This window comes from Pseudomonas sp. 3MA1, assembly GCF_029237275.1.
Classification (GTDB): Bacteria; Pseudomonadota; Gammaproteobacteria; order Pseudomonadales; family Pseudomonadaceae; genus Aquipseudomonas; species Aquipseudomonas fluorescens_AP.
The window spans coordinates 291,530-317,939 of record NZ_JAACFX010000005.1; the positions used below are offsets into that span (position 1 = coordinate 291,530).

Genomic DNA, 26,410 nt, shown 5'->3' on the forward strand with positions numbered 1-26,410 from the left:
ACGCAATTGATCCTCAAGAGAGAGCGGCACTGATGGCCTTGGCAATTTTTGATCTGGACGAAACCCTGATTCACGGCGACTGCGCCACCCTCTGGAGCGAACAGATGGGCCGCCTGGGCTGGGTCGACAGCGAGTCGTTCATGCGTCGCAACCATGAACTGATGGACGCCTACAGCCACGGCAAGCTGGCCATGGAGGAGTTCATGGACTTCAGCCTGGAGCCCATGACCGGACGTACCCCGGAAGAAGTCGCGCACCTGGTCGAGCCCTGGGTCGAAGAGGTGATCGAGCCGATCATCTTCAGTGATGCCTGCAAGGCCATTGCCGCCCATCGCCAGGCCGGCGACCGGATCCTGGTGATCTCGGCCTCGGGCACCCATCTGGTGAAACCGATTGCGGCCCGCCTGGGCATCGACGAAGTGCTGGGCATCGAGCTGGAGGTGCAGCATGGGGTCTACAGCGGCCGCACCGTTGGCACCCTGACCTACCGCGAAGGCAAGATCACCCGTCTGCTGGAATGGCTGGATGCCGAGGAAGAAAACCTGGAGGGCGCGACCTTCTACTCCGACTCGCGCAACGACCTGCCGTTGCTGTTGCGAGTGGATCATCCGCGCGTGGTGAACCCCGACCCGGTATTGCGTGAACACGCAGAAAAGGCCGGCTGGCTGATCCACCACTGGAAGTGACCCGTCCCCGAGAACCCCGGTGCTGGCTTGTGTAGGAGCTGGCTTGCCAGCGAACTGAATCCTCTTCGCCGGCAGGTCAGCTTCTACAGGGCTCAGTTCAGGCTGGGGTCGATCACCAGCACCAGCTTGCCCGACACCTGGTTGGTCGCCAGCTCGGCAAAGGCGGCTTCTGCGTCCTGAATCGGGAAGGTCTTGGCCAACTGCGGGCTCAAACGTCCTTCAGTGAACAGCGGCCAGACATTCTGCCCGAGGTCGCTCAGCAGGTCGGCCTTGAACTGTTCATTGCGGCTGCGCAGGGTCGAGCCCAGCAACTGGATGCGTTTGGCCAGCACCTGGGCCAGGTCCAGCTGCGCTTCGCGCCCGCCCATCAGGCCAATCAATACCCAGCGCCCATCCACGGCCAGCAACTTGAGGTTGTTGGCCGCGTAATTGGCGCCTACCGGATCAAGGACGACGTCGAACGGGCCAAAGTCCCGCAGCGCTTCCAGGCCATCGGTACGCACCACGCCGCCCTGGGCGCCCAGGCTTTCGCAATAGGCCAGGCGATCGGCGGAACCGACACTGACCCAGCACGGATTGCCGAACGCCTTGCACAGTTGAATGGCGGCCGAACCGACACCACTGGCCCCGGCGTGCAACAGCACCTTCTCTCCGGGCTTGAGCGCCGCCAGTTGGAACAGATTGAGCCAGGCCGTGGCATAGACCTCGGGCAATGCCGCCGCCTCGACCAGGGACAGCCCTTCCGGCGCCGGCAGCACATGGCGTGCATCCACCACCACTTCCTCGGCCATGCCGCCCCCGGCCAGCAGCGCGCAGACACGATCGCCGACCTGCCAGGACGAACCCGGGCCCACTTCGCTGATAATCCCGGAGCACTCCAGGCCCAGGATCGGGCTGGCCCCTGGAGGCGGCGGATAGAGTCCGGCTCGCTGCAGCAGATCGGCACGATTGAGCCCCGCGGCCGCCACCCGAATGCGAACTTGCCCTACATCACAGGCAGGACTTGGCTCTTCAACCCACTCCACATGACCTTCAACGCCTTGCAATGCTTTCACAGTGCCTCCATAGTGAGTCTGGACTGAGCCCGGAGCGGTAGCACCGGGCTTTTTGCATTATGCGACCGGCCTTTATGGAACCGGCGACTTCAAAGACGGCCTAATATGCGTTATCAATTGCCCCCGCGTCGAATCAGCATGAAGCATTTGTTCCCCAGCACCGCCCTCGCCCTTTTCATTGGTTTCGGCTTACTGCCGATGTCGACCAATACGTTCGCAGCCAATAGCTGGGACAACCTTCAGCCCGATCGCGATGAGGTAATTGCCAGCCTCAATGTTGTAGAACTGCTCAAACGCCACCATTACAGCAAACCGCCGCTGGACGATGCGCGCTCGGTGATCATCTATGACAGCTACCTGAAGCTGCTGGATCCCTCGCGCAGCTACTTTCTGGCCAGCGATATTGCGGAATTCGACAAATGGAAAACCCAGTTTGACGACTTCCTCAAGAGCGGCGACCTGAACGCCGGGTTCACCATCTACAAGCGTTATCTGGACCGGGTCAAAGCGCGTCTGGACTTCGCCCTGGCCGAACTCAACAAGGGCGTCGACAAGATCGACTTCACCACCAAGGAAACCTTGCTGATCGATCGCAAGGATGCTCCTTGGCTCAAGACCACCGCAGAACTCGACGACCTGTGGCGCAAACGCGTCAAGGACGAAGTGCTGCGGATGAAGATCGCCGGCAAGGATCCCAAGCAGATCCAGGAAACCCTGACCAAGCGCTACAAGAACCAACTGGCGCGCCTGGACCAGACCCGGGCCGAAGATATCTTCCAGGCCTACATCAACACCTTCGCCATGTCCTACGACCCGCACACCAATTATCTGTCGCCGGATAATGCGGAAAACTTCGACATCAACATGAGCCTGTCGCTGGAAGGCATCGGCGCCGTGTTGCAGAGCGACAACGACCAAGTCAAGGTCGTGCGCCTGGTGCCAGCAGGCCCGGCGGACAAGACCAAGCAAGTAGCCCCCGCGGACAAGATCATCGGCGTTGCCCAGGGCGACAAGGAAATGGTCGACGTGGTGGGCTGGCGCCTGGACGAAGTGGTCAAGCTGATCCGCGGGCCGAAAGGCACCCTGGTGCGCCTGGAAGTGATTCCGGCGAGCAATGCGCCAAACGACCAGACCAGCAAGATCGTGCCCATCACCCGCGAAGCGGTGAAGCTCGAAGACCAGGCGGTGAAGAAGTCGATCCTCAACCTCAAGCAGGACGGCAAGGACTACAAGCTCGGAGTGATCGAAATCCCGGCCTTCTACCTGGACTTCAAGGCGTTCCGCGCCGGTGATCCGGACTACAAGAGCACCACCCGCGACGTGAAGAAACTGCTGACCGAGTTGCAGAAAGACAAGGTTGACGGTGTGGTCATCGACCTGCGCAACAACGGTGGCGGCTCTCTGCAGGAAGCCACCGAACTGACCAGCCTGTTCATCGACAAGGGCCCGACCGTACTGGTCCGCAACGCCGATGGTCGTGTCGATGTGCTGGAAGACGAAAACCCCGGTGCCTTCTACAAGGGCCCGATGGCGCTGTTGGTCAACCGCCTCTCGGCCTCGGCTTCGGAGATTTTCGCCGGCGCCATGCAGGACTACCACCGCGCGCTGATCATCGGTGGCCAGACCTTCGGCAAAGGCACGGTGCAGACCATTCAGCCACTGAACCACGGCGAGCTGAAGCTGACCCTGGCCAAGTTCTACCGGGTTTCCGGACAGAGCACCCAGCATCAGGGCGTGCTGCCGGATATCGGTTACCCATCGATCATCGACACCAAGGAAATCGGCGAGAGCGCCCTGCCTGAAGCCATGCCATGGGACACCATTCGCCCGGCCATCAAGCCCGCCGTCGACCCGTTCAAACCGTTCCTGGCCCAGCTCAAGGCCGAACACGAAAGCCGTTCGGCGAAAGATCCGGAGTTCGTGTTCATCCGCGACAAACTGGCCCTGGCACAGAAACTGATGGCGGAAAAGACCGTCAGCCTCAACGAAGCCGAGCGTCGCGCACAACATGCCGATATCGAAGCCAAGCAACTGGCCCTGGAAAACGCCCGTCGCAAGGCCAAGGGCGAAGAGCCGCTCAAAGAGCTGAAGAAAGAGGACGAAGACGCACTGGCTGCTGCCGAGCCGGACAAGACCAAGCCGGAAGATGACGCCTACCTGAGTGAAACCGGGCGCATTCTGCTGGACTATCTGAAGCTCAACACCTCGGTGGCCAAGCACTGAAGATGATGGCAATTTAATTCGATCGCTCCCCGGATCGTCATTAAACAGTCATCATTCTGTCGTGAAATAAAGGACCGGGCGCCGCTCTTGAACTGGAGCGGCGCCCGGTCCTTTTTTTATCGACAGAGATCGCCATGACCACGACCGAACAGCTCAGTGCATTGAGTTCAATCCTGGCTCAAAGCGGTTTGCACAGCCTGTTCCAACCGATCATCAGCCTTTCCGAGCGGCGCATCCTGGGTTACGAGGCCCTGAGTCGCGGCCCCTCCAACAGCCCCCTGCACTCCCCAGTCGCCCTGTTCGCGGTGGCGCGCCAGGCCGGCCGCCTGAGCGAACTGGAGATCGCCTGCCGCCACAGCGCCTGCAAACGCTTCAGCGAGCAGCAACTGCCCGGCAAACTGTTTCTCAACGTCTCCCCCGAATCCCTGCTGGAAGCGGCCCACCAGCCCGGACGCACCCTGCAGCTGCTGCAGGACTTCGGCATCCCGCCAAGCCAGGTGGTGATCGAACTCACCGAGCAGACGCCCATCGACGACTTTCAGCTGCTGCAGAATGCTCTGCATCACTACCGCGACATGGGGTTTTCCATCGCCCTGGACGACCTTGGCGCCGGCTATTCAAGCCTGCGCCTGTGGTCCGAGTTGCGACCGGATTACGTGAAGATCGATCGACACTTCATCGATGGCATCCATCAGGACGCGCTCAAACGCGAGTTTGTCGGTTCGATCCTGCAGATTGCCAAGGCCTCCCGCGCCCAGGTCATCGCCGAAGGCATCGAGATGCTCGAGGAACTGGCGGTGCTCACCGAGATGGGGGTCGATCTGGTCCAGGGCTACTTGCTGTGCCGACCGCAGGAGCAGCCGCCCCGCGATGCGCGGACCATGATGCCCAAACACGACAACACCAGCGTGGCGCTCAACGATGAAGGCAGCGACCTCAGCGCCCTGCTCAACGAGCAACCGGCGGTCGCTCGCAATACCCCAACGGCCAACGTCCTGGAAGCCTTTCGCCGGCAAGCCAACCTCAATTCCCTGGCGGTTCTTGACGAGCAGGGCCAGCCCTGCGGGATCGTTCATCGCCACTCGCTCTCGGACGCCCTGCTCAAACCCTTCGCCACCGACCTGTTTGCCCGCAAGCCCATCAGTCGCCTGATGAACGACGATTTCCTCGCCGTCGAACTCAGCCAATCCTTGCAACAGGTCAGCCGCCTGATCACCAGTCGCGCGCGGCAACGCATCGAGGAAGACTTCATCATCACCCTCAACGGCCAGTACTTGGGACTGGGGCGGGTCATCGACGTACTCAAGCTGATCACCGAGCTGAAAATCCAGCAGGCCCGCTACGCCAACCCGCTGACCCTGCTGCCGGGCAACGTGCCCATCCAGCAGTGCCTGACGCGCTTGCTGCAGCAGGGGCGGGAATCGGTGATCTGCTACGTGGACATCGACAGCTTCAAGCCCTTCAACGATATCTACGGCTACGGCCGTGGCGATGAAGTGCTGCTGTGCCTGGCTCAGTGCCTGAATGATCGGGTCGATCCCAGCCGCGACTTTGTCGGGCATATCGGCGGCGATGATTTCTTGCTGGTGCTGGGCCCGGAAGACTGGCGCAGGCGTCTGAATCAGCTGCTGGACGACTTTCACAGTCAGTGCCGGCGCTTCTACCGCAGCGAACACCTGGAAGCCGGCTGTTTTGTAGCACCCAACCGCCAGGGCGTGCGCCAGGAGTTTCCCCTGTTATCGCTGTCCATCGGCGTGGTGCATCTGTATTCAGAGGCCTGTGGACAACTGGACTCCAGTCAGCTGGCGGAACTGGCCTCCCAGGCCAAGCATCACGCCAAGAACGTCCAGGGCTACAGCATCCACGTAATCGACAGCCTGGAAGCCGCAGCCAGCCTGGGAGCCCATCCTCTCAAAGAGCCGCTGCAGGATCAGCCGATTGATCGAGCTGCATCAGTTTGAGCTCCGCGAGAGGATGACCGGCCTGCGCCGAGAGCCGCCACCAACGGGCAGCCTCGGCCGCATCGGGAGCCTTGCTGGGCGAGCCGGCAAGGCTGATCACACCGAGCTGATAGGCCGCTTTGCCATCACCCGCCAATGCCGCCAGACGCAACAGGCGCTGACCTTCCTCACGCGCGCCAAGCCCTTGCCCGCGAAAGGTCAGGATGTGCCCATAGAAACTCTGCGCACCGACATTACCTAGATTGGCCATACGTGCGAATTGCCCTTCCATCCAACGCCAGATACGGGGTTGACGGATAAACCAGGGCCAATGGAACAAGCGGCGCGCCAGCCAATAACCGAGTCGCACCTTGAGTGGCAGGAACATTCAGGCCTCCGCTGATTCGGGGTACTCGTACTCGAACACGCGCACCACTTCCGAAGCGTGCCAGGAAGCGGCAGCCACTCCATCGGAAGGCCCGGAAAAACGCCCCAGGCGCTCAACACATTCGAAGAATCCGGTACGCGGCAAACGACTGGCTCCCTGGCTGATCACCAACGAGCTGCGCAGTGGCTGTTCGGCCCGGGCATCCAGGGCCGCCAGGTGCTCCAGGGCGGCCGTCAAGGTCTGCATCGCCGGGCTGGGCAGTTGCAATCGCTCCAGCAGCGCACGATAGGTTAAAAGGTGACGTTGACGACGGGCTTGATCCAGCTCACCCAACAGCCCATCCCAGTGCTGACGACTGATCCTTACACTCACGATTGCTCCCTCCACCCCGGCACCGTCAATTCCCAGGCCAGGCTGCGGCGAATCGCAGCGTCGGGTTGACGCTCGCCACTTTCAATCAGGGCCAGGTAAGACGGGCTGATACCTACTTTGCGGGCCAGCGCCTCGATGGCGATGCCCTTCCCTTCGCGCAGATTGCGTAATTGATCCAACCCCGGAAGACTCTGGGGCGGCGGCGCTGCCTGAGACGTAGCGCCAGCTTGCGATAGTGGTTCGGTGAGGCCTGCGGCTGTCAATAAAGCTTGATACTGAGCCCACGGCAGAACCGCGTATTCGGGCTCGCCATCGCGTTCAATAATCTGAATATCCATTACTACCCCGTAGGACAACGACACTTATCGAGTCGGACTTTTCCTTTGAAGTGTAATCCTAACAGCGGCTGCGGTCGCGGGGAGCATGATTGTTGTGGGAGCCGGTGAATGCCCTAGTTTTTCTGCGGCCCCTCTAGCAGCAATTGCTCAGGGGTAGCCGGCAGCCGCTCGACTAGCGCCAGTTTTTCCGGGCGCTGACGGCCACGCCAAGCGCGGAAGGCGCTGAGTTCGTCATCCAGGGTCTTCATCAGCCAGGCCAGCACGGCAATGTCGTCGAGCATGCCGAACAGCGGAATGAAATCCGGAATCGCATCCACCGGACTGAGGAAATACATCAGCCCCGCCACCACCGACAACAAGGACTTGGAGCTGATGGCTCGATATTCGCCTCGCCAGTAAGCCAGACACAACGCCTGGAGCAGGCGCAGGTCCTCCTTGACCTTGCCCAAGCGCCCTCCCTGAAGGGCCCCCTTGCTGGCGACAGCAAACAATAGCGTCGGCAACCGACCACGGCTCAGCAATCGACCCGCCAAAGGCAGGAAGCGAGCAAAGTTCCAGGGTGCTTTCATCATCACTCCCAGTGAAATGTTATCCACACAAATTGTGGATAACCTTGTGAACAGAGCTATTTTTCACGGCTGAAAGCCCCGTTTCACAAGGGCTGAGCTCAGATCGGGCGTTTTTTACTCACATAAAAAAACCCATAATTTCATTGACTTGGCAGCCTTCAACGACTAGCCGCAACTGACACCCTGTTCTGACCGCTGACCATGCCGCTGGTTCGCATTGATTGCCAGATGCGCCTTGCAGAAACGACAACGCCCCGTAAAAACGGGGCGTCGCTTCAGGCGCAAAGACAGGTTACTTGGCGGCGTCCTGCTTGGCTGGATCCTTGATCCCCAGCAGTTCCAACTCGAATACCAGCACCGAGTTGGCCGGGATCGACGGGCTTGGGCTTTGTGCGCCGTAAGCCAGATCGCTAGGGATATACAACTTGTACTTCTCACCCACGTGCATCAGTTGCAGGCCTTCAACCCAACCCGGGATCACGCCGCTGACCGGCAGGTCGATCGGGCTGCCACGCTCTACCGAGCTGTCGAACACGGTGCCGTTGGTCAACGTACCGGTGTAGTGAACGGTCACCACGTCAGTCGGCTTTGGCTGAGCGCCGTCGGCCTTCTTCAACACTTCGTACTGCAGGCCGGAAGCGGTGGTGGTCACACCGGCTTTCTTGCCGTTTTCTTCGAGGAATTTCTTGCCGGCAGCCGCCGACTCTTCGCTCATCTTGGCCATGCGCTCTTCGGCACGCTTTTGCAGCGCGGCAAAGGCCTCGACCAGTTCTTCGTCCTTCAGCTTCTGTTCTTTCTTGCCGACGGCATCTTCGATGCCCTGGGCTACGGCTTTGGAATCCAGGTCATCCATGCCTTCCTGAGCCAGGCTCTTGCCCATGTTCAGGCCGATACCGTAGGAAGCTTTTTGCGCCGGGGTTTTCAGCTCTACGCTGGTCTGCGAATCACAACCCGCAAGTACCAGGCTAACCAGGGCCACCGCCGCCGCCAACCGATGCTGTTTCATGCTATTTCCTTGTTCATGCGCCTAAAGGGCAATCGAATAAAGCCGCGAGCTTATCAGGCGACCACGACCAATGGCTACCGGCGTAAGAGTAGTAAATGTCCGATAAGTTCACGTCTTTAAACACGTTTTTGTGCTGTGAGGAACGCCCCGCCCAGGCGGCTGAATGAGGCGCTGGAACGAGCGCGAATAACCATAGCGCAAGTAATGGCTACTTGCCGCGTCAGAGGAGCTCAGGCATAAGGAAACGAAATTCGACAAGGAAGTACATCTTGCGCCTCATCTACCGTGTTTTGCTGTTGATTGCCGTGCTGATCGGCATTGTCCTGGCCGTGGTCCTGTACTACATCGCCAACCCGAAACTTCCCGACTATGTACCCGTTGAACAGGTGCATTACCTGGATCAATGGGATGCCAGCGACCGCCAGACCTACTATTTCACGCCCCAGGGCACTCAGGTCAAAGGCCTGCGTTACGAATGGTTCAGCGCACTGGAGCTGCCGTTCTCCGAACAACCTTTTGCCGCCCCCGAGTACTTGGCCCGCTTCGGTTTCCTGGTGGAGCCAGGACAGAAAGCCACGGCGCAAAACCCTGGCAATCTGCCTGTCGGGTTCGCCCGCCATCAGAATCCGGGCAGCTCAGAGCAATACCTGGACATCACTTGCGCCGCCTGCCACACCGGCGAACTGCGCTTCAACCATCAAGCCCTGCGTATCGACGGTGGCTCGGCACAGCATGTTCTGCCATCCAGCGTACCAACCCTGCGCGGCGGCAGTTTCGGCCAGGCCCTGGTCGCCAGCCTGGCCTCCACCTATTACAACCCGTGGAAATTCGAGCGTTTTGCACGCAAGGTGCTGGGCGCGGATTACGACGCGAAACACGACCAGCTGCGCCACGACTTCAAGGTCTCGCTGGACAACTTCCTGCGGGTGGCCTGGAACGACACCCATCGCGGCCTCTACCCCACTGAAGAAGGTCCGGGCCGTACAGATGCCTTTGGCCGCATCGCCAACGCCAGCTTCGGCGATGCCATATCTGCGGATAACTACCGGATCGCCAACGCCCCGGTCGATTACCCGCAACTGTGGGATATCTGGACCTTCGACTGGGTCCAGTGGAACGGGTCGGCGCAGCAGCCCATGGCGCGCAATATCGGCGAAGCCCTGGGAGTCGGCGCTACGCTGAACCTGTTCGATGCCGCCGGCCAGCCTCTCACTGGCGACGCTCGCTACCCCTCCAGCGTGCGCGTTCGCGATCTCAACCATATAGAAGAGACCTTGCAACGCCTCAAGCCGCCCATCTGGCCGGAGGCGCTGCTGGGTACTGTCGACAAGCCGCTGGCCGCCAAGGGCCGCGACTTGTTTGCCAACCACTGCGCGAGCTGCCATGTGCCCACGGTCAGCGAAAGCAATGGCCGTCCCGTACAACAATTGAAAATGCTTCCGGTAGCGGTGATCGGCACCGACCCGAACTCCGCCAGCAATATCGCCGACCTGCGCTACGACCTCAGCGCCCTGCAGTGGGATACCGCCGAGCTGGCAAAATCCAATGTCGAGCTGCACCCGACGCCCACCGAACCGCTGGACCTGCGTCAACTCTCGGCGGCCAAGGGCCTGGCCTACATCACCGCTTTCGTCGAAGAACGCGCCTACCGTGACGCCAAGGTCAGCCCTGCGGAGCGCCCACGACTGGACGGCTACGGCCTGCCAATCGGGGTACGCGAGCTGCGCGCCTACAAGGCCCGGCCACTGGCCGGGGTCTGGGCAACCCCGCCCTACCTGCACAACGGCTCGGTGCCCAACCTGTATCAACTGCTGTCTCCGCAATCGGAGCGCTCGACGACCTTCTATCGCGGCACCTTCGAGTACGACCCCAAACATCTGGGCTACCGTCCGGAGGCCTTCAAGAACGGCTTTGAATTCGATACCCGCATCAGCGGCAACCACAACAGCGGTCACGAATTCCGCGCAGGCCAGCGCGGCAACGGGGTTATCGGCCCGCTGCTGCAGCCTGAGGAGCGCTGGGCATTGCTGGAATACCTGAAAGTGCTGGGCGGACCGCTGGAGTCACAACTGCCATGAAACTCGATCTCGCAAGAAAACGACCGTCGCTGCTGGCCAGGCTGTGGCTGCGCCTGGGCTCATTGCTGGGCAAGACGCTGGTACTGCTGCTGGTCATGGGCCTTCTGGCCTGGGCGCTGTCCAGCGCCTGGTTCGCCTGGCAGCACCGCGGCCCGGTGGCGGCACAGGAGCAGATTCCCGCCGATGAGGCCGCACGCACCCAGGACATCATCCAGACCGCCGTGCGCATCGTCGACCAGCACCGGGAAGGCACCCGCTACCTGCGCGATGCCCATGCCAAGGCCCATGGCTGCGTGAAAGCCGAGGTCCAGGTACTCAAGGACTTGAGTCCGGAGCTGCGCCAGGGCGTGTTCGCCAGTCCCGGCCAGACCTGGCAAGCGACGGTGCGCTTGTCCAATGGCAATGCCTATCCGCAGTTCGACCGCATTCGCGACGCCCGCGGCATGGCAATCAAACTGCTGGATGTGCCAGGGCAACAGCTGATACCCGCGGAATCGGCGCGACGCGAACAGGATTTCGTGATGTTCAACCATCCGAACTTCTTCGTCAGCGATGTGGCCGAGTACCAGCAGAACATCGCGGCCCAGGCGGACGGAAAGAAAGTCGGGGCCTTCTTTCCTGGCTGGGATCCTCGCCATTGGCAGATCCGCCATCTGTTCATTGCCCTGGCCACACTGTCACCTGCACCGGCCAGCCCGACCCAGAGCACTTACTTCTCGGTTTCGCCCTATAAGTTCGGCAATGCCAATGCCAAGTTCCGGGTCATGCCGGACCCTGGCAGCTGCCCGGCCTACAGCCTGCCGGCGCAGAATCAGGACCTGCCCAACTTCCTGCGCAGCGCCCTGACCCAACAACTGTCCACCGATCGGGTTCCGGCCTGCTTCGTCCTGCAGATCCAGCGTCAGAACCCGAGCCGGTTCATGCCGATCGAAGACACCAGCATCGAATGGAAGGAAAGCGACGCCCCCTTCGAAACCGTGGCCCGCCTGACCATTCCCGCCCAGGACTTCGACACCCCGGCGCAGAACCTGGCCTGCGACAACCAATCCTTCAACCCCTGGTTCGGCATCGAAGCCCATCGCCCCATCGGCGGCATTAACCGCTTGCGCAAGGCGGTGTACGAAGCTGTCAGCGACTATCGGCACAGTCGAAACGCCGAGCCGTAAGCCATAAACAAGAAAAGCGGCCCACGGGCCGCTTTTTTTCGCACAGGATCTGAGCCAAACCAAATCCCAGACAGCAAAAAGCCCGCGTTAGCGGGCTTTCTGTGGTGACCTAGCGTTCAGTGTTCCAGGTTACCGAATATGGCGCAGCGGACGGGACTCGAACCCGCGACCCCCGGCGTGACAGGCCGGTATTCTAACCGACTGAACTACCGCTGCGCGTAGCGTTGAAAGTAAGTGGTGGGTGATGACGGGATCGAACCGCCGACATTCTGCTTGTAAGGCAGACGCTCTCCCAGCTGAGCTAATCACCCTTTACCTTCGTTGCGGGGCGCATTATGCCACAGAAATTCTTAAAGTGTTGATTTAATTGATAAATTTATCAAAAAAATCTGAATTTCCATGATTTGCCGCACGACCCGCCAACTCTTTACAGCAAAAAGCCCGCGTTAGCGGGCTTCCTGTGGTGACCTGGCGTTCAGTGTTCCAGGTTACCGAATATGGCGCAGCGGACGGGACTCGAACCCGCGACCCCCGGCGTGACAGGCCGGTATTCTAACCGACTGAACTACCGCTGCGCGTAACACTGAATGCGAATGGTGGGTGATGACGGGATCGAACCGCCGACATTCTGCTTGTAAGGCAGACGCTCTCCCAGCTGAGCTAATCACCCTTCACGTTCGGTGTGGCGCGCATTCTACGGAGCAGTCCGTACTCTGGCAAGCACTTTTTATAATAATTTTTTCAGGCCTTCCAAAGGCTTAGCGAAGGGTTGGCCTGAGCAGCAGCGAAGAGAATAATGCCCTCCTTTGTATAAAGGAGAGATTCACCCCATGTGGTTCAAAAACCTGCTGATCTATCGCCTGACCCAAGATCTGCCTTTTGATGCTGAGGCGCTGGAAACTGCACTGGCGACCAAACTGGCGCGCCCCTGTGCAAGCCAGGAGTTGACCACTTACGGTTTCGTCGCCCCTTTCGGCAAAGGTGAAGACGCCCCGCTGGTTCACGTCAGCCAGGACTTCATGCTGGTGGCCGCACGCAAGGAAGAACGCATTCTGCCCGGCAGCGTGGTGCGCGACGCGGTGAAGGAAAAGGTCGAAGAGATCGAAGCCGAACAAATGCGCAAGGTCTACAAGAAGGAGCGCGACCAGATCAAGGATGAAATCATCCAGGCCTTCCTGCCCCGTGCCTTTATCCGTCGCTCCTCGACGTTCGCCGCCATCGCCCCGAAACAGGGCCTGATCCTGGTCAACTCGGCCAGCCCGAAACGCGCCGAAGACCTGCTCTCCACCCTGCGCGAAGTCCTCGGCACCCTGCCAGTACGTCCGCTGACCGTGAAGATCGCCCCGAGCGCAATCATGACCGACTGGGTCAAGACCCAGAAAGCCGCCGACGACTTCTTCGTGCTCGACGAATGCGAGCTGCGCGACACCCACGAGGACGGCGGCATCGTGCGCTGCAAGCGCCAGGACCTGACCGGCGAGGAAATCCAGCTACACCTGAGCACCGGCAAAGTGGTCACTCAACTGTCCCTGGCCTGGCAGGACAAGCTGTCCTTCATGCTCGACGACAAGATGGTGGTCAAGCGCCTGAAGTTCGAAGACCTGCTGCAGGACCAGGCGGAACAGGACGGCGGCGATGAAGCCCTCGGTCAGCAGGACGCCAGCTTCACCCTGATGATGCTGACCTTCGGTGACTTCCTGCCGGCGCTGTTCGAAGCCCTGGGCGGCGAGGAGATTCCGCAAGGCATCTGACGCTTTGCCCGGAAAGCCGCACCGCACTAGACGCCACCGCCTTCGGTGGCGTTTTCACATAACAAGGAACAGGTCATGCGCGCACTGGCTGCACTGAGCCGCTTTGTCGGCAACACCTTCGCTTACTGGGTACTGATCTTCGCCGTCCTGGCATTCTTCCAGCCCGGCTGGTTCATCGGCCTCAAGGGCGCCATCGTGCCGCTGCTGGGCCTGGTGATGTTCGGCATGGGCCTGACCCTGAAACTCGAAGACTTCGCCGAAGTGGCGCGTCATCCCTGGCGGGTGGCCCTGGGGGTGGTGGCGCATTTCGTGATCATGCCGGGCGTGGCCTGGGTGCTCTGCCAGGTCTTTCACCTGCCACCGGAAATCGCCGTCGGGGTGATTCTCGTCGGCTGCTGCCCAAGCGGCACCTCGTCCAACGTCATGACCTGGTTAGCCCGCGGCGACCTGGCACTGTCAGTGGCGATTGCCGCGGTGACCACCCTGCTCGCCCCGCTGTTGACCCCGGCGCTGATCTGGTTGCTGGCCTCGGCCTGGCTGCCGGTGTCGTTCATGGAGCTGTTCTGGTCGATCCTGCAGGTGGTGCTGCTACCGATCGCGCTCGGCGTCCTGGCCCAACGCCTGCTGGGCCAGCGGGTTCAACACGCAGTGGAGGTGCTGCCGCTGGTTTCGGTGGTGAGCATCGTCATCATCGTCACCGCCGTGGTGGCGGCCAGCCAAGGGAAAATCGCCGAATCCGGGCTGCTGATCATGGCGGTGGTGATGCTGCACAACAGCTTCGGCTACTTGCTGGGCTACTTCACCGGCCGGGTCTTCAAACTGCCCCTGGCACAGCGCAAATCCCTGGCACTGGAGGTCGGCATGCAGAATTCCGGCCTGGGGGCAGCCCTGGCCAGCGCCCATTTTTCGCCCCTGGCGGCGGTGCCCAGTGCCTTGTTCAGTGTCTGGCACAATATTTCCGGGGCGCTGCTTTCGACCTACTTGCGCCGCATGAACGACGAAAACGAGCAAAAACTGGAAACACAACAGCCGAGCGACCGAGCTTAAAAACTGATCACCCAAGCAGAGTTGGGCAGTATACTGCGCAGCGCGAGGACGACCTCGCCACTCGATCGGGTGATCAATTCTGGGGACGACCCCATCCACCGATGAGGTCAGCATGTCCTGGATCATTTTGTTGTTTGCCGGTTTGTTCGAAGTAGGCTGGGCCGTCGGCCTGAAGTACACCGACGGCTTCAGCCGTCCGCTGCCCACCGCCCTGACCATCCTCGCCATGGTCATCAGCCTGGGCCTGCTCGGCCTGGCCATGAAGGAACTGCCCCTGGGCACCGCCTACGCCATCTGGACCGGAGTCGGTGCCATCGGCACGGTGATCGCCGGGATCATCCTGTTCGGCGAATCCATGGCCCTGGTGCGCCTGGCCAGCGTGGCGCTGATCATCGCCGGCCTGGTGGGCTTGAAAGTCAGCGCCAGCTGACCGCCACCGCGCAGCAATGAAAACGCCCGCAGCAATGCGGGCGTTTTTGTATCCGGCCGAGGCTAGCGCCGTGGGCCGCGCAACTGCGCCACCAGGGTTTGCAAGTACGCCGGCTCCGCCGTTTCCACCGCCACTGCCGGCCCGGCCACCAGGGTCACTCGCGACCAGATGCGATGAAAAAAGCCCTTGCTCGGATCGCGGCTGAAGAAGCTGCCCCACAAGCCTTGCAGGGCCATGGGAATCACCGGCACCGGGGTTTCTTCGAGAATCCGTGTCAGCCCGCCCTTGAACTCATTGATCTCGCCATCGGCCGTCAGCTTGCCCTCGGGAAAAATGCACACCAACTCACCATCGCGCAGGTACTGGGCAATCCGTTTGAAGGCCTTTTCGTAGATGTCCAGGTCCTCATGCCGTGCAGCGATAGGAATGGTCCCGGCGGTGCGGAAGATAAAGTTCAGCACGGGCAGGTTGTAGATCTTGTAATACATCACGAAGCGAATCGGCCGACGCACCGCGCCGCCAATCAACAAGGCATCGACGAACGACACGTGGTTGCACACCAACAAGGCCGCCCCCTCATCGGGGATCTGCTCCAGATTGCGATGCTCGACGCGGTACATGGAATGGCTGAGCAGCCAGATCATGAAACGCATGCTGAATTCCGGCACCACTTTGAAGATGTAGACGTTGACCGCGATATTGAGCAGCGACACCACCAGGAACAGATGAGGAATGGTCAGCTCGACCATGCTCAGCATGACGATGGAAACCAGCGCCGACACCACCATGAACAGCGCATTGAGAATGTTGTTGGCGGCGATCACCCGAGCCCGTTCGTTCTCCGGAGTGCGCGACTGGATCAGCGCGTACAGCGGCACTATATAGAAGCCACCGAACACCCCCAGACCCAGAACGTCGAACAGTACCCACCAGGCGTGGGCAAAGCCCAGGACTTCGAGCCAGCCATGTCCGCTGGCACTCTGCGGGATACCGCCGGAATGCCACCACAGCAACAGGCCGAACACGGTCAAGCCAAAGGAGCCGAACGGCACCAGACCGATCTCGACCTTGCGCCCCGAAAGCTTCTCGCACAGCATCGAACCCACCGCGATACCCACCGAAAACACAGTGAGAATCAGGGTCACCACCGTCTCGTCACCGTGCATCCACTCCTTGGCATAGGCCGGGATCTGGGTCAGGTAGATCGCCCCGACAAACCAGAACCAGGAATTGCCGACAATGGAGCGCGACACAGCCGGCGTCTGCCCCAGGCCCAGGCGCAGAGTGGCCCAGGACTGGCTGAAGATGTTCCAGTTCAAGCGCAGGTCCGGGGTCGCAGCGGCCGCCCGGGGAATGGCCCGGCTGGCCAGGTAGCCCAGCACCGCGACCCCGATCATGGCAGTGGAGACAATCGGCGCGTAATGCGCCGAGGACATCATGATCCCGGCGCCAATGGTGCCTGCCAGGATCGCCAGAAAAGTGCCCATTTCCACCAGGCCGTTGCCGCCCACCAGTTCCTCCTCGTGCAAGGCCTGGGGCAGGATCGAGTACTTCACCGGACCGAACAGCGCCGAGTGAGTGCCCATGGCGAACAGCGCCACCAGCATCAGCGACAGGTGATCGAAGGCAAAGCCCACCGCCCCCACCACCATGATCGCGATTTCCCCCAGCTTGATCAGGCGGATCAACGCATCCTTGGCGAACTTCTCGCCAAACTGCCCGGCCAGGGCCGAAAACAGAAAGAACGGCAGGATGAACAGCAAGGCACAGAGGTTGACCCAGATCGAGCGATCTCCCTCGATGCTCAGCTTGTAGAGAATGGCCAGGATCAGCGACTGCTTGAAGATGTTGTCGTTGAACGCACCGAGGGATTGCGTGATGAAAAACGGCAGGAACCGCCGCTTGCGGAGCAAGGTGAACTGCGAAGGGTGACTCATCGTCCATGTCCCTGAGTGGCGTGGATACTGTTATTGGAATGTCGAATATCGATCCAGGCCACAACCTTACCTATCTTTAGCGATTATTTCCGTAACCCCGCTATGCACGGCGAGACAAACAACTCGCCTTTATAGGCGCCCTGCACCGTGCGCTTGGCCACGATCAGCCACATCACCGCCAGCGCCACCACCAGCACCGCGCCAAACACGCTGAAAAAGCCCAGGTGCAAGGTGCTGCCCAGTTTCAGAGTGGCCAGCGAATACACCCCCAGCGGGAACGTGAAGCCCCACCAGCCGAGGTTGAAGGGAATGCCCTCGCGCAGGTAACGGCGGGTGATCAGCACGGCCATCAACATCCACCACAGGCCAAAACCCCATAAGGTCAGGCCCGCCACCAGCCCCAGGCCGGCGGCAATCTCGCCGACGCCGGGCAGGCCATTGGCAGCAAAGATCGCCGGCGCATCGCTTCCCAGTACCAGCATGCCCAAAGCGCCGGTGCCGATCGGGCCCAAGGCCAGCCAGCTGGAGGCGGCCATGCTTTCGTGGGGCAATTTGTGCAAGGCCATGCGCAGCAGCAGGATGGTCAGGATGCTGAAGGCCACCGGCAGCGAAAAGGCCCACAACACGTAGCTGGTACTGAGCATCACCAGCTGGGCATGGGCATCCGCCAGGTGCGGCGCCAGCAAGCCGCCGCTGGCCGCCGCCACTTCGGCCGCCACCACCGGCAGCAACCACACGGCGGTCATCTGATCGATGCTGTGCTCCTGCCGGGTGAACATCATGTAGGGGATCAACACCCCGCAAGCCAGGGACATGGCCACGTCCAGCCACCACAACCCTTGCGCCAGATGCACCGCCGCCTCACCCCAGCGCGGCATGCCGAACAGCAGCAAGCCATTGATGAGGGTCGCCAGCCCCATGGGGATGGTGCCGAAAAACATCGATACCGTTGAATGGGCAAAGATCCGCCGTGCCTCATCGAAGAACAGCACCCAGCGCGCGGTGTACATCGCGGTAAAGAGTAAAAACAGAATGATGGTCAACCACCAGAAGCCTTCGGCCACCTGATGCAGGCCCGGCACCGGGGCCGGCCATTGGGCCAGCGCCAGGGCCAGAACCCCGGTGCCCATGGTGGCGGCGAACCAGTTCGGCGTGAACTGACGAATGGCTTCGCGCGGGTGTTGCAGATGACTCAAGGGCCGGCGGCCGGCTTTGATGCTGTGGGTGCATGGCATGGCGTGTCTCCTGTCCTCTGATGAGGTGGAGTCAATGGTAGAACCGAATCGAATATCTATATAACGGGTAATTTCTCTATCTGTTATCTATTTAGCAGATATAAGGCTAGACGCTGCCCGCGGATTCGATCACCAGCACCCTGGCAACACCCTGAGGATGAGCCACATGCTCGGTCCCCAGATCGGCATAAAAAATGTCGCCCACCTCCAGCAGTACCGAATGCTCGACCCCTTCAAGGCGATAGTGCATCTGCACCTGGCCACCCAGCACCACGAACACCTCCTGCCCGTCATTGACGTGCCATCGGTAAGGCTGGTCAGTCCAGTGCAGGCGCGTGGTGATGCCGTTCATGTTGGCGATGTCCAGGGCGGCCCAGGCCCGCTCGCCGGTAAAGTCAGCGCTGCGAATGACCTTCATGCCCACCTCCCTGACCCCAAGGAGACTAAGCTCCTCGCGTGGCGGCCCGTTATCGGTGTGGGGGAATTGAAACACCACTGACGTGGCCGCCGATCGAACAAACGATGATCAGACTCAGGGAACATGAGGCACTCCATGGCAGCAGGAAACAGGCGCCCATAGTGAAGACGCGCGGCGCTTTCGCCAACCGGCAGGCGTGCACTCAGTCGCCAGAGCAACCCGGCCCATGGACCATCGACCCACCGCCGGGCAATCAAGCACCTGCTCAGGCTCCCGGCGCCGCACAGGACGGCAGGGGACGCCGCACCAGCACCAGGAGCGCGCCGAGGGACAACAGGATCAGCAGCGCACCGTAACCATCGGTAGTGGCAATCAGACCGAAGCGACGGGTCAGATTCCCCGCCAGCAAGGCCGGCAAGCAGAACGCCAGATAACTCAAGACATAAAATGCCGACATCAGGCCCGCACGCTCATGGGGTAGTGCCAACGGCACCACGCTGCGCAACGCGCCAAGAAAACCGGCACCAAAGCCACTGCCCAGCACCAGGGTGCCGACGAAAAACACTGTCAGGCTGGCGCTGTGCACGGCGCCGAGCAGCAGCATCACCCCCAGCGCCAGCAACCCGGCCCCCAAGCGCAGGACCTTGTCGGCCGGACGCTGGCGCAGGGAAAAGATCATCAGCGCGCCACTGAGGGTCAGTACCGCCACCAGGCCGCCACCGATCAGGTTCGAAGTGGAGCCGGTGGCGGCGCGAACCAGCGACGGCGCCAGCGACAGATAGAAGCCCCCCACCGCCCACACCGCCACATCCACCGGCAACGCCAGCCATAACGCCCGCCGTGCTTGCGGCGGCACATGCAGCGTGGGCTTCAGGGACGCCCAGGCACCGGGTTGCGGGCTGACACTTTCCGGCAAGCGCCAGACATACAGCGCCTGAACGCCGAACACCCCCAACAGCAGCCAGTAACTGAGCTGCAGCGGCAGGGGCGCGAACTCCACCAGCAGGCTGGCCCCCATGGCGCCGCAAGCCATGCCCAACAGAGGCGCGACACTGTTGACCAACGGGCCCTGCCGACGATCGACATCCAGCAGCGCGGCGCCGAGCACGCTGGTGGCCATGCCGGTGGCAAAGCCCTGCATCACGCGCGCGGCAAGCAACCATTGCACCCCGCTTTCATTGATGAACAGCAGCATCGCCAGGCAATTGAGCAGCAGGGCGACAAAAATCACCGGCCGACGCCCCAGGTAGTCCGACAGCGAGCCCACGGTCAGCAACGCCGCCAACAGGCTCAGGGCGTAGACCCCGAACACCAGGGTCAACACCGCCGGAGAAAAATGCAGGGACTCCTGATACAGGTGATACAGCGGTGTCGGCACGCTGGACGCGGCGAGGAAACTCAGCAGGGTAACGGCCAGAAACACCAGACTGCGACGGCTGGACCCACAAGCATTGATTGCACCGGACATGAGCACGCTCCACTAAAGCTAATATTTTGCTTTTGCGCAGTGTGCTGCCGGCAGGGGCTTAAAGCAAATTCTTTGTGTTAAGGTTCGACCCCATGGCCATCAAAGAAGCTTTACGCCCCGGCGGCCGCAGCGCCCGGGTTCAGGAATCGATCCATACGGCAGTCCGCGAACTCCTTGAAGAACAGGAGCGCTCGACCCTGACCGTGCCGCAGATTGCCACCCGCGCCGGCGTCACGCCTTCGACCATCTATCGGCGCTGGGGCGACCTTTCGGCGTTGCTGGCCGATGTCGCCCTGGCGCGCATGCGCCCGGACAGCGAACCGGCGAACACCGGCAGCCTGCGGGGCGACCTGCGCGCTTGGGCCGAGCAGTACCTGGATGAAATGAGCTCGGAACCCGGACGCAACATGATGCGCGACGTGCAGAGCAGCGCCACGCCAGGCTATTGCGTGACCATCCTCAGCGCTCAATTGCAGACGATCCTCGAACGCTATCGGGACAGCGAGGCACGCCTGCCGGACATCGACCGCCTACTGAACCTGATGGTGGCTCCTACGGTGTTCCGCATCCTGTTCTCCGCCACCCCGCTATCGGTGCCGGAACTGCACGCCCTGATCGAGCTCGCCCTCCTGCCCTAGCCTGTTGCAAAGGCAGCCAGGCCCTGCGACATCAGACCGCGCTGATACCTTGGTCGACACTGACGCCAACGACACATCGTGCCAGACTGTCTGGCCGGGCTGAGGTGCCCGGTGTCTTTGCTCCGGAGTTTCCATGTCGTTGTCCAGCGGGCTGATTGCCGCCGTTGCCCTGGCCTATATGGCCATCATGTTCGCCATCGCTTTCTACGGCGATCGTCGCAGCACACCCCTGCCGCCACGGGTACGGGCCTGGGTATACAGCCTGTCGCTGGCCGTCTATTGCACCAGCTGGACCTTCTTCGGCGCCGTCGGCCAGGCCGCCGAGCAGCTCTGGGCCTTTTTGCCGATCTACCTGGGCCCCATTCTGCTGCTGGTATTCGCGCCCTGGGTGCTGCAGAAGATGGTGATGATCAGCAAGCAGGAGAACATCACCTCGATCGCCGACTTCATTGCCGCGCGCTACGGCAAATCCCAATCCCTGGCGGTGGTGGTGGCCTTGATCTGCCTGGTAGGCGTGCTGCCCTACATCGCCCTGCAGCTCAAGGGCATCGTCCTCGGGGTCAACCTGCTGATCGGCGCCGGGGCCGATGCCATGGGCACCCGGGCCCAGGACACGGCGCTGATCGTATCGCTGATCCTGGCGCTGTTCACCATCGTCTTCGGCACCCGCAACCTGGATGCCACCGAGCACCACCGCGGCATGGTGCTGGCGATTGCCTTCGAGTCACTGGTCAAGCTGTTCGCCTTTCTCGCCGTGGGCGCCTTCGTCACCTTTGGCCTGTATGACGGTTTCGACGACCTGTTCAACCAGGCCATGCTGGCGCCGCGCCTGGAGCAGTACTGGAAGGAAACCATCAACTGGCCATCGATGGTGGTCCAGACCGGAGTGGCGATGATGGCAATCATCTGCCTGCCACGGCAGTTCCACGTCACCGTGGTGGAGAACATCGAACCCCAGGACCTGCGCCTGGCCAAATGGGTGTTCCCGGCCTACCTGGCCCTGGCGGCGCTGTTTGTGGTGCCCATTGCCCTGGCCGGACAGATGCTCCTGCCCAGCAGCGTATTGCCGGACTCGTTCGTCATCAGCCTGCCCCTGGCCCAGGCCCATCCGGCCCTGGCCCTGCTGGCGTTCATCGGCGGTGCTTCGGCCGCCACCGGCATGGTGATCGTGGCCAGCGTGGCGCTGTCGACCATGGTGTCCAACGACATGCTGCTGCCCTGGCTGCTGCGTCACAAGAATGCCGAGCGGCCCTTTGAAGTGTTCCGCCACTGGATGCTCTCGGTGCGCCGGGTCAGCATCGTGGTCATCCTGTTGCTGGCCTATGTCAGCTATCGCCTGCTGGGCTCCACGGCCAGCCTGGCGACCATTGGCCAGATCGCCTTTGCCGCCGTGACCCAACTGGCACCGGCCATGCTCGGCGCGCTGTACTGGAAACAGGCCAACCGCCGCGGGGTGTTCGCAGGACTTGCCGCCGGCACCTTCATCTGGTTCTACACCCTGGTCCTGCCCATCGCCGCCCACAGCCTGGGCTGGTCCCTGAGCAGTTTCCCCGGCCTGGCCTGGCTGCACGGCAACCCGCTGAACCTGCCGATCACGCCCCTGACCCAGGGCGTAGTGCTGTCCCTGGCCGGCAACTTCACCCTGTTCGCCTGGGTTTCGGTGCTGTCACGCACGCGGGTTTCCGAACACTGGCAGGCCGGACGCTTCATCGGCCAGGAAATCAGCGGCCGCCTCAGTTCGCGCTCCATGCTGGCGGTGCAGATCGACGACCTGCTGAAACTCGCCGCGCGCTTCGTCGGCGAGGAGCGCGCCCGCCAGAGCTTCATTCGCTTCGCCTATCGCCAGGGCAAAGGCTTCAACCCCAATCAAAACGCCGATGGCGAATGGATCGCCCACACCGAACGCCTGCTCGCCGGTGTCCTTGGCGCCTCCTCGACCCGCGCCGTGGTCAAGGCCGCCATCGAAGGCCGGGAGATGCAGCTTGAAGACGTGGTGCGCATCGCCGACGAAGCCTCGGAGGTGCTGCAGTTCAACCGCGCCCTGCTGCAAGGGGCCATCGAAAACATCACCCAGGGCATCAGCGTGGTGGACCAGTCGCTGAAACTGGTGGCCTGGAACCGTCGCTACCTGGAGCTGTTCGATTACCCCGACGGCCTGATCAGCGTCGGCCGGCCGATTGCCGACATCATTCGCCACAACGCCGAACGTGGCCTGTGTGGCCCGGGAGAAGCGGAAGTCCATGTCGCCCGGCGACTGCACTGGATGCGCCAGGGACGGGCCCACACGTCCGAGCGCCTGTTCCCCAATGGCCGGGTCATCGAGCTGATCGGCAATCCGATGCCCGGCGGCGGCTTCGTCATGAGTTTCACCGACATCACCCCCTTCCGCGAGGCCGAGCAGGCGCTCACCGAGGCCAACGAAGGCCTGGAGCAGCGGGTGGCAGAACGCACCCATGAACTGTCCCAGCTCAACGCCGCACTGACCGAGGCCAAGGGCACGGCGGAAGCCGCCAACCAGTCCAAGACCCGTTTCCTTGCCGCCGTCAGCCACGACCTGATGCAACCCCTGAACGCTGCAAGACTGTTTTCCGCCGCCCTCTCCCATCAGGACGACGGACTCTCGCCCGAAGCCCAGCAACTGGTGCAGCACCTGGACAGCTCGTTGCGCTCCGCGGAAGACCTGATCAGCGACCTGCTGGACATCTCGCGCCTGGAGAACGGCAAGATCACCCCTGAGCGCAAGCCCTTCGTGCTCAACGAACTGTTTGACACCCTGGGGGCGGAATTCAAGGCCCTGGCCCAGGAACAGAACCTGCAATTTCGCGTGCGCGGCAGTCGCTTGCGGGTCGACAGTGACAGCAAGCTCTTGCGCCGGGTCCTGCAGAACTTCCTCACCAACGCCTTCCGCTACGCCAAGGGGCCGGTGCTGCTGGGGGTACGCCGTCGCGGCGATTCATTGAGCCTGGAAGTCTGGGACCGTGGACCGGGCATCCCCCAGGATAAGCAGCAGGTGATCTTCGAGGAGTTCAAGCGCCTGGACAGCCACCAGACCCGCGCCGAAAAGGGCCTGGGCCTGGGCCTGGCGATTGCCGATGGCCTGTGCCGGGTGCTCGGCCACCCTCTGCAGGTACGCTCCTGGCCCGGCCAGGGCAGCGTGTTCAGTGTCAGCGTGCCCCTGGCCCGCAGCAGCGCAATTGCTCCGGGCAAGGCCGCCGAGGTCAACGGCCAGTCGCTCAATGGCGGGCAAGTGCTCTGCGTGGACAATGAAGACAGCATCCTGATCGGCATGAATAGCCTGTTGACGCGCTGGGGCTGCCAGGTCTGGACCGCGCGCAACCGCGAGGAGTGCGCGGCGCTGCTCAAGGAAGGCATTCGCCCGCAATTGGCGTTGGTGGATTACCACCTGGACGATGGCGAAACCGGCACCGACGTCATGGCCTGGCTCCGCACCCAACTGGGGGAACCGGTGCCTGGCGTGGTGATCAGTGCCGATGGACGTCCGGAGATGATCGCCCAGGTGCACGCGGCGGGGCTGGATTACCTAGCCAAGCCGGTCAAACCGGCCGCCTTGCGCGCCCTGCTGAGCCGGCATCTGCCGCTGGGCTGAACCTGTGCCGGATTACTCCGGCCACTCCAGTTCGCGCCCTTCGGCATCGGTCATCGCCCGCTCCAGCAAATCGCTCGGCAGGCTCTTGCTGGCACGGGCGCCCAGCAACTTGAGCTGTTCACTGCGGCTGACCAGGTTGCCCCGGCCCTCGGTCAGCTTGTTGCGCGCCGCCGAGTAAGCCTTGTCCAACTGCTGCAGGCGATTGCCGACTTCATCCAGGTCCTGGATAAACAGCACGAACTTGTCATACAACCAGCCTGCGCGCTCGGCGATTTCCCGGGCATTCTGACTCTGGCGCTCCTGTTTCCACAGGCTGTCGATCACCCGCAGCGTAGCCAGCAAGGTGGTCGGGCTGACAATCACGATGTGCCGGTCGAAGGCTTCCTGAAACAGATTGGGCTCGGCCTGCAGCGCAGCGGAAAACGCCGCCTCAATGGGTACGAACAGCAGCACGAAGTCGAGGCTGTGCAGCCCTTCAAGGCGCTTGTAGTCCTTGCCGGCCAGGCCTTTGACGTGGTTGCGCAGAGACAGCACATGCTGCTTCAGGGCCGCCTGGGCAACCTGTGGATCATCGCTGCCGACATACTGCTGATAGGCGGTGAGGCTGACTTTGGAGTCCACCACCACCTGCTTGTCACCCGGCAGCATGATCAGTACATCGGGCTGGAAACGCTCGCCATCCGGCCCCTTAAGGCTGACCTGGGTCTGGTATTCGCGCCCTTTTTCCAGGCCGGCGTGCTCCAGGACCCGCTCAAGTATCAGCTCGCCCCAGTTGCCCTGGGTCTTCTGGCCCTTGAGGGCGCGAGTCAGGTTGGTGGCCTCATCGCTCAGACGCAGATTCAGTTGCTGCAGGCGCTCCAGCTCCTTGGCCAGGGAAAACCGCTCACGAGCCTCGGCCTGATAGCTTTCCTCGACCCGCTTCTCGAACGACTGGATGCGCTCCTTGAGCGGGTCCAGCAATTGCCCCAGACGCTGCTGGCTGGTTTCGGCGAAACGCTGTTCGCGCTCGTCGAAAATCTTGCCCGCCAGCTCGGCAAACTGGGCTCGCAACTCGTCCCGCGAACCCTGCAGATCACTCAGGCGCTGCTGGTGGCTTTCCTGCTGCTCGCGCAGTTCGGCGTGCAACGAGGCGGCCTGGGCATCCAGACGACGCAGTTCGTTCTCTTTGGCTGCCCGCTCCAGGTTCCAGGCGTGGGCCGCATCACGGGCGTTGTCACGCTCGATCTGCAGCAGTTCCACTTCACGACGCAAGGCGGCCAGGTCGGCCTGCTTGAGGGCGTTGGCCTGACTCAGATCACTGACTTCATCGCGGCTGGCATCCAACTGCGCGGCCAGGCCCTCCTGAGCCAGTTGAGCAGTGGCCAGACGCTCTTCCAGCACAGACAGCTCGCTCTGGCTGGAACTGGCACGCCGCTGCAGCTGCCAGGCCAGCATCAGTAACGGCAACGCCGCACCCGCCAGGCCGAGCAGCAGGCTGGTCAAGTCCATAGCCATAACGATTCCTATCATCGAAATAAGGAACGAAGGTTAACCAAGCCACCGGAGGTTGGACAGCTCAGTCTTCGATCCGCCCCAGCTCAAGTTGCGCACGGCGGTCGCCGGCACGGGCAGCCTGGCGCAACAGATCGTGACCGATACGACGGTCCCGGGCATTGCCGCACTCGCGGCACATCAACTGCCCCAGGCGACTCTGTGCAGCCACCACGCCATCACGCGCAGGCTGCTTGAGCAAACGCCCGGCAAAGTACTTGACGTTGGTGTTGTGTCCCAGGCGTGGACTGTCCAGCAGCCACAGGGCAACCCGCAGGGAAAAGCGCTTGGGTTCGGTAACACTGGCAAGGGGGGCGGTAACAGAGGGTGATACTGAGCGAAACTTCATAAAACACTGTGGGGCAGATCGGAAGGCGCGCCACTCTACTCCTTTTTTCGCTCGGGTAAAGACCAAAAGAGCCAGCATGCCCGTGCTAGAGCAAGCGCTTGGGACAATCCACAGAAGCTGTGGATAACTCAGTGGACAACCCCTCCACAACCCTCCCAAAGCCCCATGAGACGGGCCTT

At 61.8% G+C, this 26,410-nt stretch carries 22 protein-coding genes and 4 tRNA genes; 10 read left to right on the forward strand and 16 right to left on the reverse strand.

Annotation, left to right across the window (positions count from 1 at the left end; all coding sequences use genetic code 11):
* Positions 1-32 precede the first annotated feature (32 nt).
* On the forward strand, positions 33-686 hold the full coding sequence (locus GWQ44_RS16920; RefSeq protein WP_047305598.1) for an HAD family hydrolase: 654 nt from the start codon (positions 33-35) through the stop codon (positions 684-686).
* Between the two features lie 92 nt (positions 687-778).
* On the opposite strand, the gene GWQ44_RS16925 is transcribed toward GWQ44_RS16920, so the two are convergent.
* Positions 779-1,741, reverse strand: coding sequence for an NAD(P)H-quinone oxidoreductase (locus tag GWQ44_RS16925; RefSeq protein ID WP_103739890.1), 963 nt, complete (start codon positions 1,739-1,741; stop codon positions 779-781).
* A gap of 138 nt (positions 1,742-1,879) precedes the next feature.
* On the opposite strand from GWQ44_RS16925, the gene GWQ44_RS16930 reads away from it, so the two are divergent.
* Both GWQ44_RS16930 and GWQ44_RS16935 read left to right on the forward strand, forming a co-directional pair.
* On the forward strand, positions 1,880-3,964 hold the full coding sequence (locus tag GWQ44_RS16930; protein WP_177435187.1) for a carboxy terminal-processing peptidase: 2,085 nt from the start codon (positions 1,880-1,882) through the stop codon (positions 3,962-3,964).
* Between the two features lie 134 nt (positions 3,965-4,098).
* Positions 4,099-5,925, forward strand: coding sequence for a bifunctional diguanylate cyclase/phosphodiesterase (locus GWQ44_RS16935; protein WP_275927841.1), 1,827 nt, complete (start codon positions 4,099-4,101; stop codon positions 5,923-5,925).
* Here the strand turns inward: GWQ44_RS16935 and GWQ44_RS16940 are convergent.
* The 5 genes from GWQ44_RS16940 to GWQ44_RS16960 form a co-directional block, all read right to left on the reverse strand.
* A complete protein-coding gene (locus GWQ44_RS16940; protein WP_253128086.1) occupies positions 5,876-6,292 on the reverse strand; it encodes a sel1 repeat family protein in 417 nt (138 codons plus the stop codon). The two genes, GWQ44_RS16935 and GWQ44_RS16940, sit on opposite strands and share 50 nt — an antisense overlap.
* Positions 6,293-6,664: a hypothetical protein gene (locus GWQ44_RS16945; protein ID WP_003179080.1), complete on the reverse strand. Its 372-nt coding sequence runs from the start codon at positions 6,662-6,664 to the stop codon at positions 6,293-6,295.
* Positions 6,661-7,002, reverse strand: a complete 342-nt coding sequence (locus GWQ44_RS16950) for a helix-turn-helix transcriptional regulator (protein WP_047305658.1) — start codon at positions 7,000-7,002, stop codon at positions 6,661-6,663. The genes GWQ44_RS16945 and GWQ44_RS16950 overlap by 4 nt, the downstream gene beginning before the upstream one ends.
* A 113-nt stretch (positions 7,003-7,115) precedes the next feature.
* Positions 7,116-7,571 carry a YkvA family protein gene (locus GWQ44_RS16955; RefSeq protein ID WP_016963890.1) on the reverse strand — a complete coding sequence of 152 codons (456 nt, stop codon included), beginning with the start codon at positions 7,569-7,571 and terminating at the stop codon, positions 7,116-7,118.
* 292 nt (positions 7,572-7,863) lie between these two features.
* Complete coding sequence (locus GWQ44_RS16960; protein ID WP_016963891.1) at positions 7,864-8,577, reverse strand: FKBP-type peptidyl-prolyl cis-trans isomerase; 714 nt, start codon at positions 8,575-8,577, stop codon at positions 7,864-7,866.
* A gap of 269 nt (positions 8,578-8,846) precedes the next feature.
* Between GWQ44_RS16960 and GWQ44_RS16965 the strand changes: the two genes are divergently transcribed.
* Both GWQ44_RS16965 and GWQ44_RS16970 read left to right on the forward strand, forming a co-directional pair.
* Complete coding sequence (locus GWQ44_RS16965) at positions 8,847-10,655, forward strand: di-heme-cytochrome C peroxidase (RefSeq protein WP_275927842.1); 1,809 nt, start codon at positions 8,847-8,849, stop codon at positions 10,653-10,655.
* Positions 10,652-11,821 carry a catalase family protein gene (locus tag GWQ44_RS16970; protein WP_016963893.1) on the forward strand — a complete coding sequence of 390 codons (1,170 nt, stop codon included), beginning with the start codon at positions 10,652-10,654 and terminating at the stop codon, positions 11,819-11,821. Before GWQ44_RS16965 ends, GWQ44_RS16970 begins: the two co-directional genes overlap by 4 nt.
* Before the next feature lie 139 nt (positions 11,822-11,960).
* Here the strand turns inward: GWQ44_RS16970 and GWQ44_RS16975 are convergent.
* The 4 genes from GWQ44_RS16975 to GWQ44_RS16990 form a co-directional block, all read right to left on the reverse strand.
* A tRNA-Asp gene (locus GWQ44_RS16975) sits at positions 11,961-12,037 on the reverse strand.
* Positions 12,038-12,056: 19 nt separating this feature from the next.
* Positions 12,057-12,132: transfer RNA gene (locus GWQ44_RS16980), tRNA-Val, on the reverse strand.
* 187 nt (positions 12,133-12,319) lie between these two features.
* Positions 12,320-12,396: transfer RNA gene (locus tag GWQ44_RS16985), tRNA-Asp, on the reverse strand.
* Between the two features lie 19 nt (positions 12,397-12,415).
* Positions 12,416-12,491: transfer RNA gene (locus tag GWQ44_RS16990), tRNA-Val, on the reverse strand.
* A 160-nt stretch (positions 12,492-12,651) separates the two neighbouring features.
* Between GWQ44_RS16990 and rdgC the strand changes: the two genes are divergently transcribed.
* From rdgC to sugE, 3 genes are all read left to right on the forward strand, one after another.
* Positions 12,652-13,572, forward strand: coding sequence for a recombination-associated protein RdgC (gene rdgC / locus GWQ44_RS16995; protein WP_016967448.1), 921 nt, complete (start codon positions 12,652-12,654; stop codon positions 13,570-13,572).
* A gap of 75 nt (positions 13,573-13,647) precedes the next feature.
* A complete protein-coding gene (locus tag GWQ44_RS17000; protein WP_103741784.1) occupies positions 13,648-14,619 on the forward strand; it encodes a bile acid:sodium symporter family protein in 972 nt (323 codons plus the stop codon).
* A gap of 112 nt (positions 14,620-14,731) precedes the next feature.
* Positions 14,732-15,049 (forward strand): quaternary ammonium compound efflux SMR transporter SugE, encoded by a 318-nt coding sequence (gene sugE / locus GWQ44_RS17005; RefSeq protein WP_047305603.1) that lies wholly within the window; start codon positions 14,732-14,734, stop codon positions 15,047-15,049.
* Between the two features lie 62 nt (positions 15,050-15,111).
* Here the strand turns inward: sugE and GWQ44_RS17010 are convergent, their stop codons facing one another.
* From GWQ44_RS17010 to GWQ44_RS17025, 4 genes are all read right to left on the reverse strand, one after another.
* The gene (locus GWQ44_RS17010) at positions 15,112-16,986 is read right to left on the reverse strand and encodes an MFS transporter (protein ID WP_275927843.1); all 1,875 of its coding nucleotides are present in this window, start codon (positions 16,984-16,986) and stop codon (positions 15,112-15,114) included.
* Between the two features lie 83 nt (positions 16,987-17,069).
* Entirely contained in the window at positions 17,070-18,221 is a 1,152-nt protein-coding gene (locus GWQ44_RS17015) for a TDT family transporter (RefSeq protein WP_275927844.1), read from the reverse strand.
* A 106-nt stretch (positions 18,222-18,327) separates the two neighbouring features.
* Positions 18,328-18,639 carry a cupin gene (locus tag GWQ44_RS17020; RefSeq protein ID WP_103741781.1) on the reverse strand — a complete coding sequence of 104 codons (312 nt, stop codon included), beginning with the start codon at positions 18,637-18,639 and terminating at the stop codon, positions 18,328-18,330.
* 265 nt (positions 18,640-18,904) lie between these two features.
* A complete protein-coding gene (locus GWQ44_RS17025) occupies positions 18,905-20,107 on the reverse strand; it encodes an MFS transporter (RefSeq protein ID WP_275927845.1) in 1,203 nt (400 codons plus the stop codon).
* 92 nt (positions 20,108-20,199) lie between these two features.
* Here GWQ44_RS17025 and GWQ44_RS17030 point away from each other — a divergent pair, with 92 nt between their 5' ends.
* Together GWQ44_RS17030 and GWQ44_RS17035 are read left to right on the forward strand one after the other, a co-directional pair.
* The gene (locus GWQ44_RS17030) at positions 20,200-20,745 is read left to right on the forward strand and encodes a TetR/AcrR family transcriptional regulator (protein ID WP_016967454.1); all 546 of its coding nucleotides are present in this window, start codon (positions 20,200-20,202) and stop codon (positions 20,743-20,745) included.
* 133 nt (positions 20,746-20,878) lie between these two features.
* On the forward strand, positions 20,879-24,352 hold the full coding sequence (locus GWQ44_RS17035; protein ID WP_016967455.1) for a PAS domain-containing hybrid sensor histidine kinase/response regulator: 3,474 nt from the start codon (positions 20,879-20,881) through the stop codon (positions 24,350-24,352).
* Between the two features lie 12 nt (positions 24,353-24,364).
* On the opposite strand, the gene rmuC is transcribed toward GWQ44_RS17035, so the two are convergent.
* Positions 24,365-25,732, reverse strand: coding sequence for a DNA recombination protein RmuC (gene rmuC, locus GWQ44_RS17040; RefSeq protein WP_199011134.1), 1,368 nt, complete (start codon positions 25,730-25,732; stop codon positions 24,365-24,367).
* A 175-nt stretch (positions 25,733-25,907) separates the two neighbouring features.
* Entirely contained in the window at positions 25,908-26,231 is a 324-nt protein-coding gene (locus GWQ44_RS17045; protein WP_080963128.1) for a hypothetical protein, read from the reverse strand.
* Between the last annotated feature and the right edge of the window lie 179 nt (positions 26,232-26,410).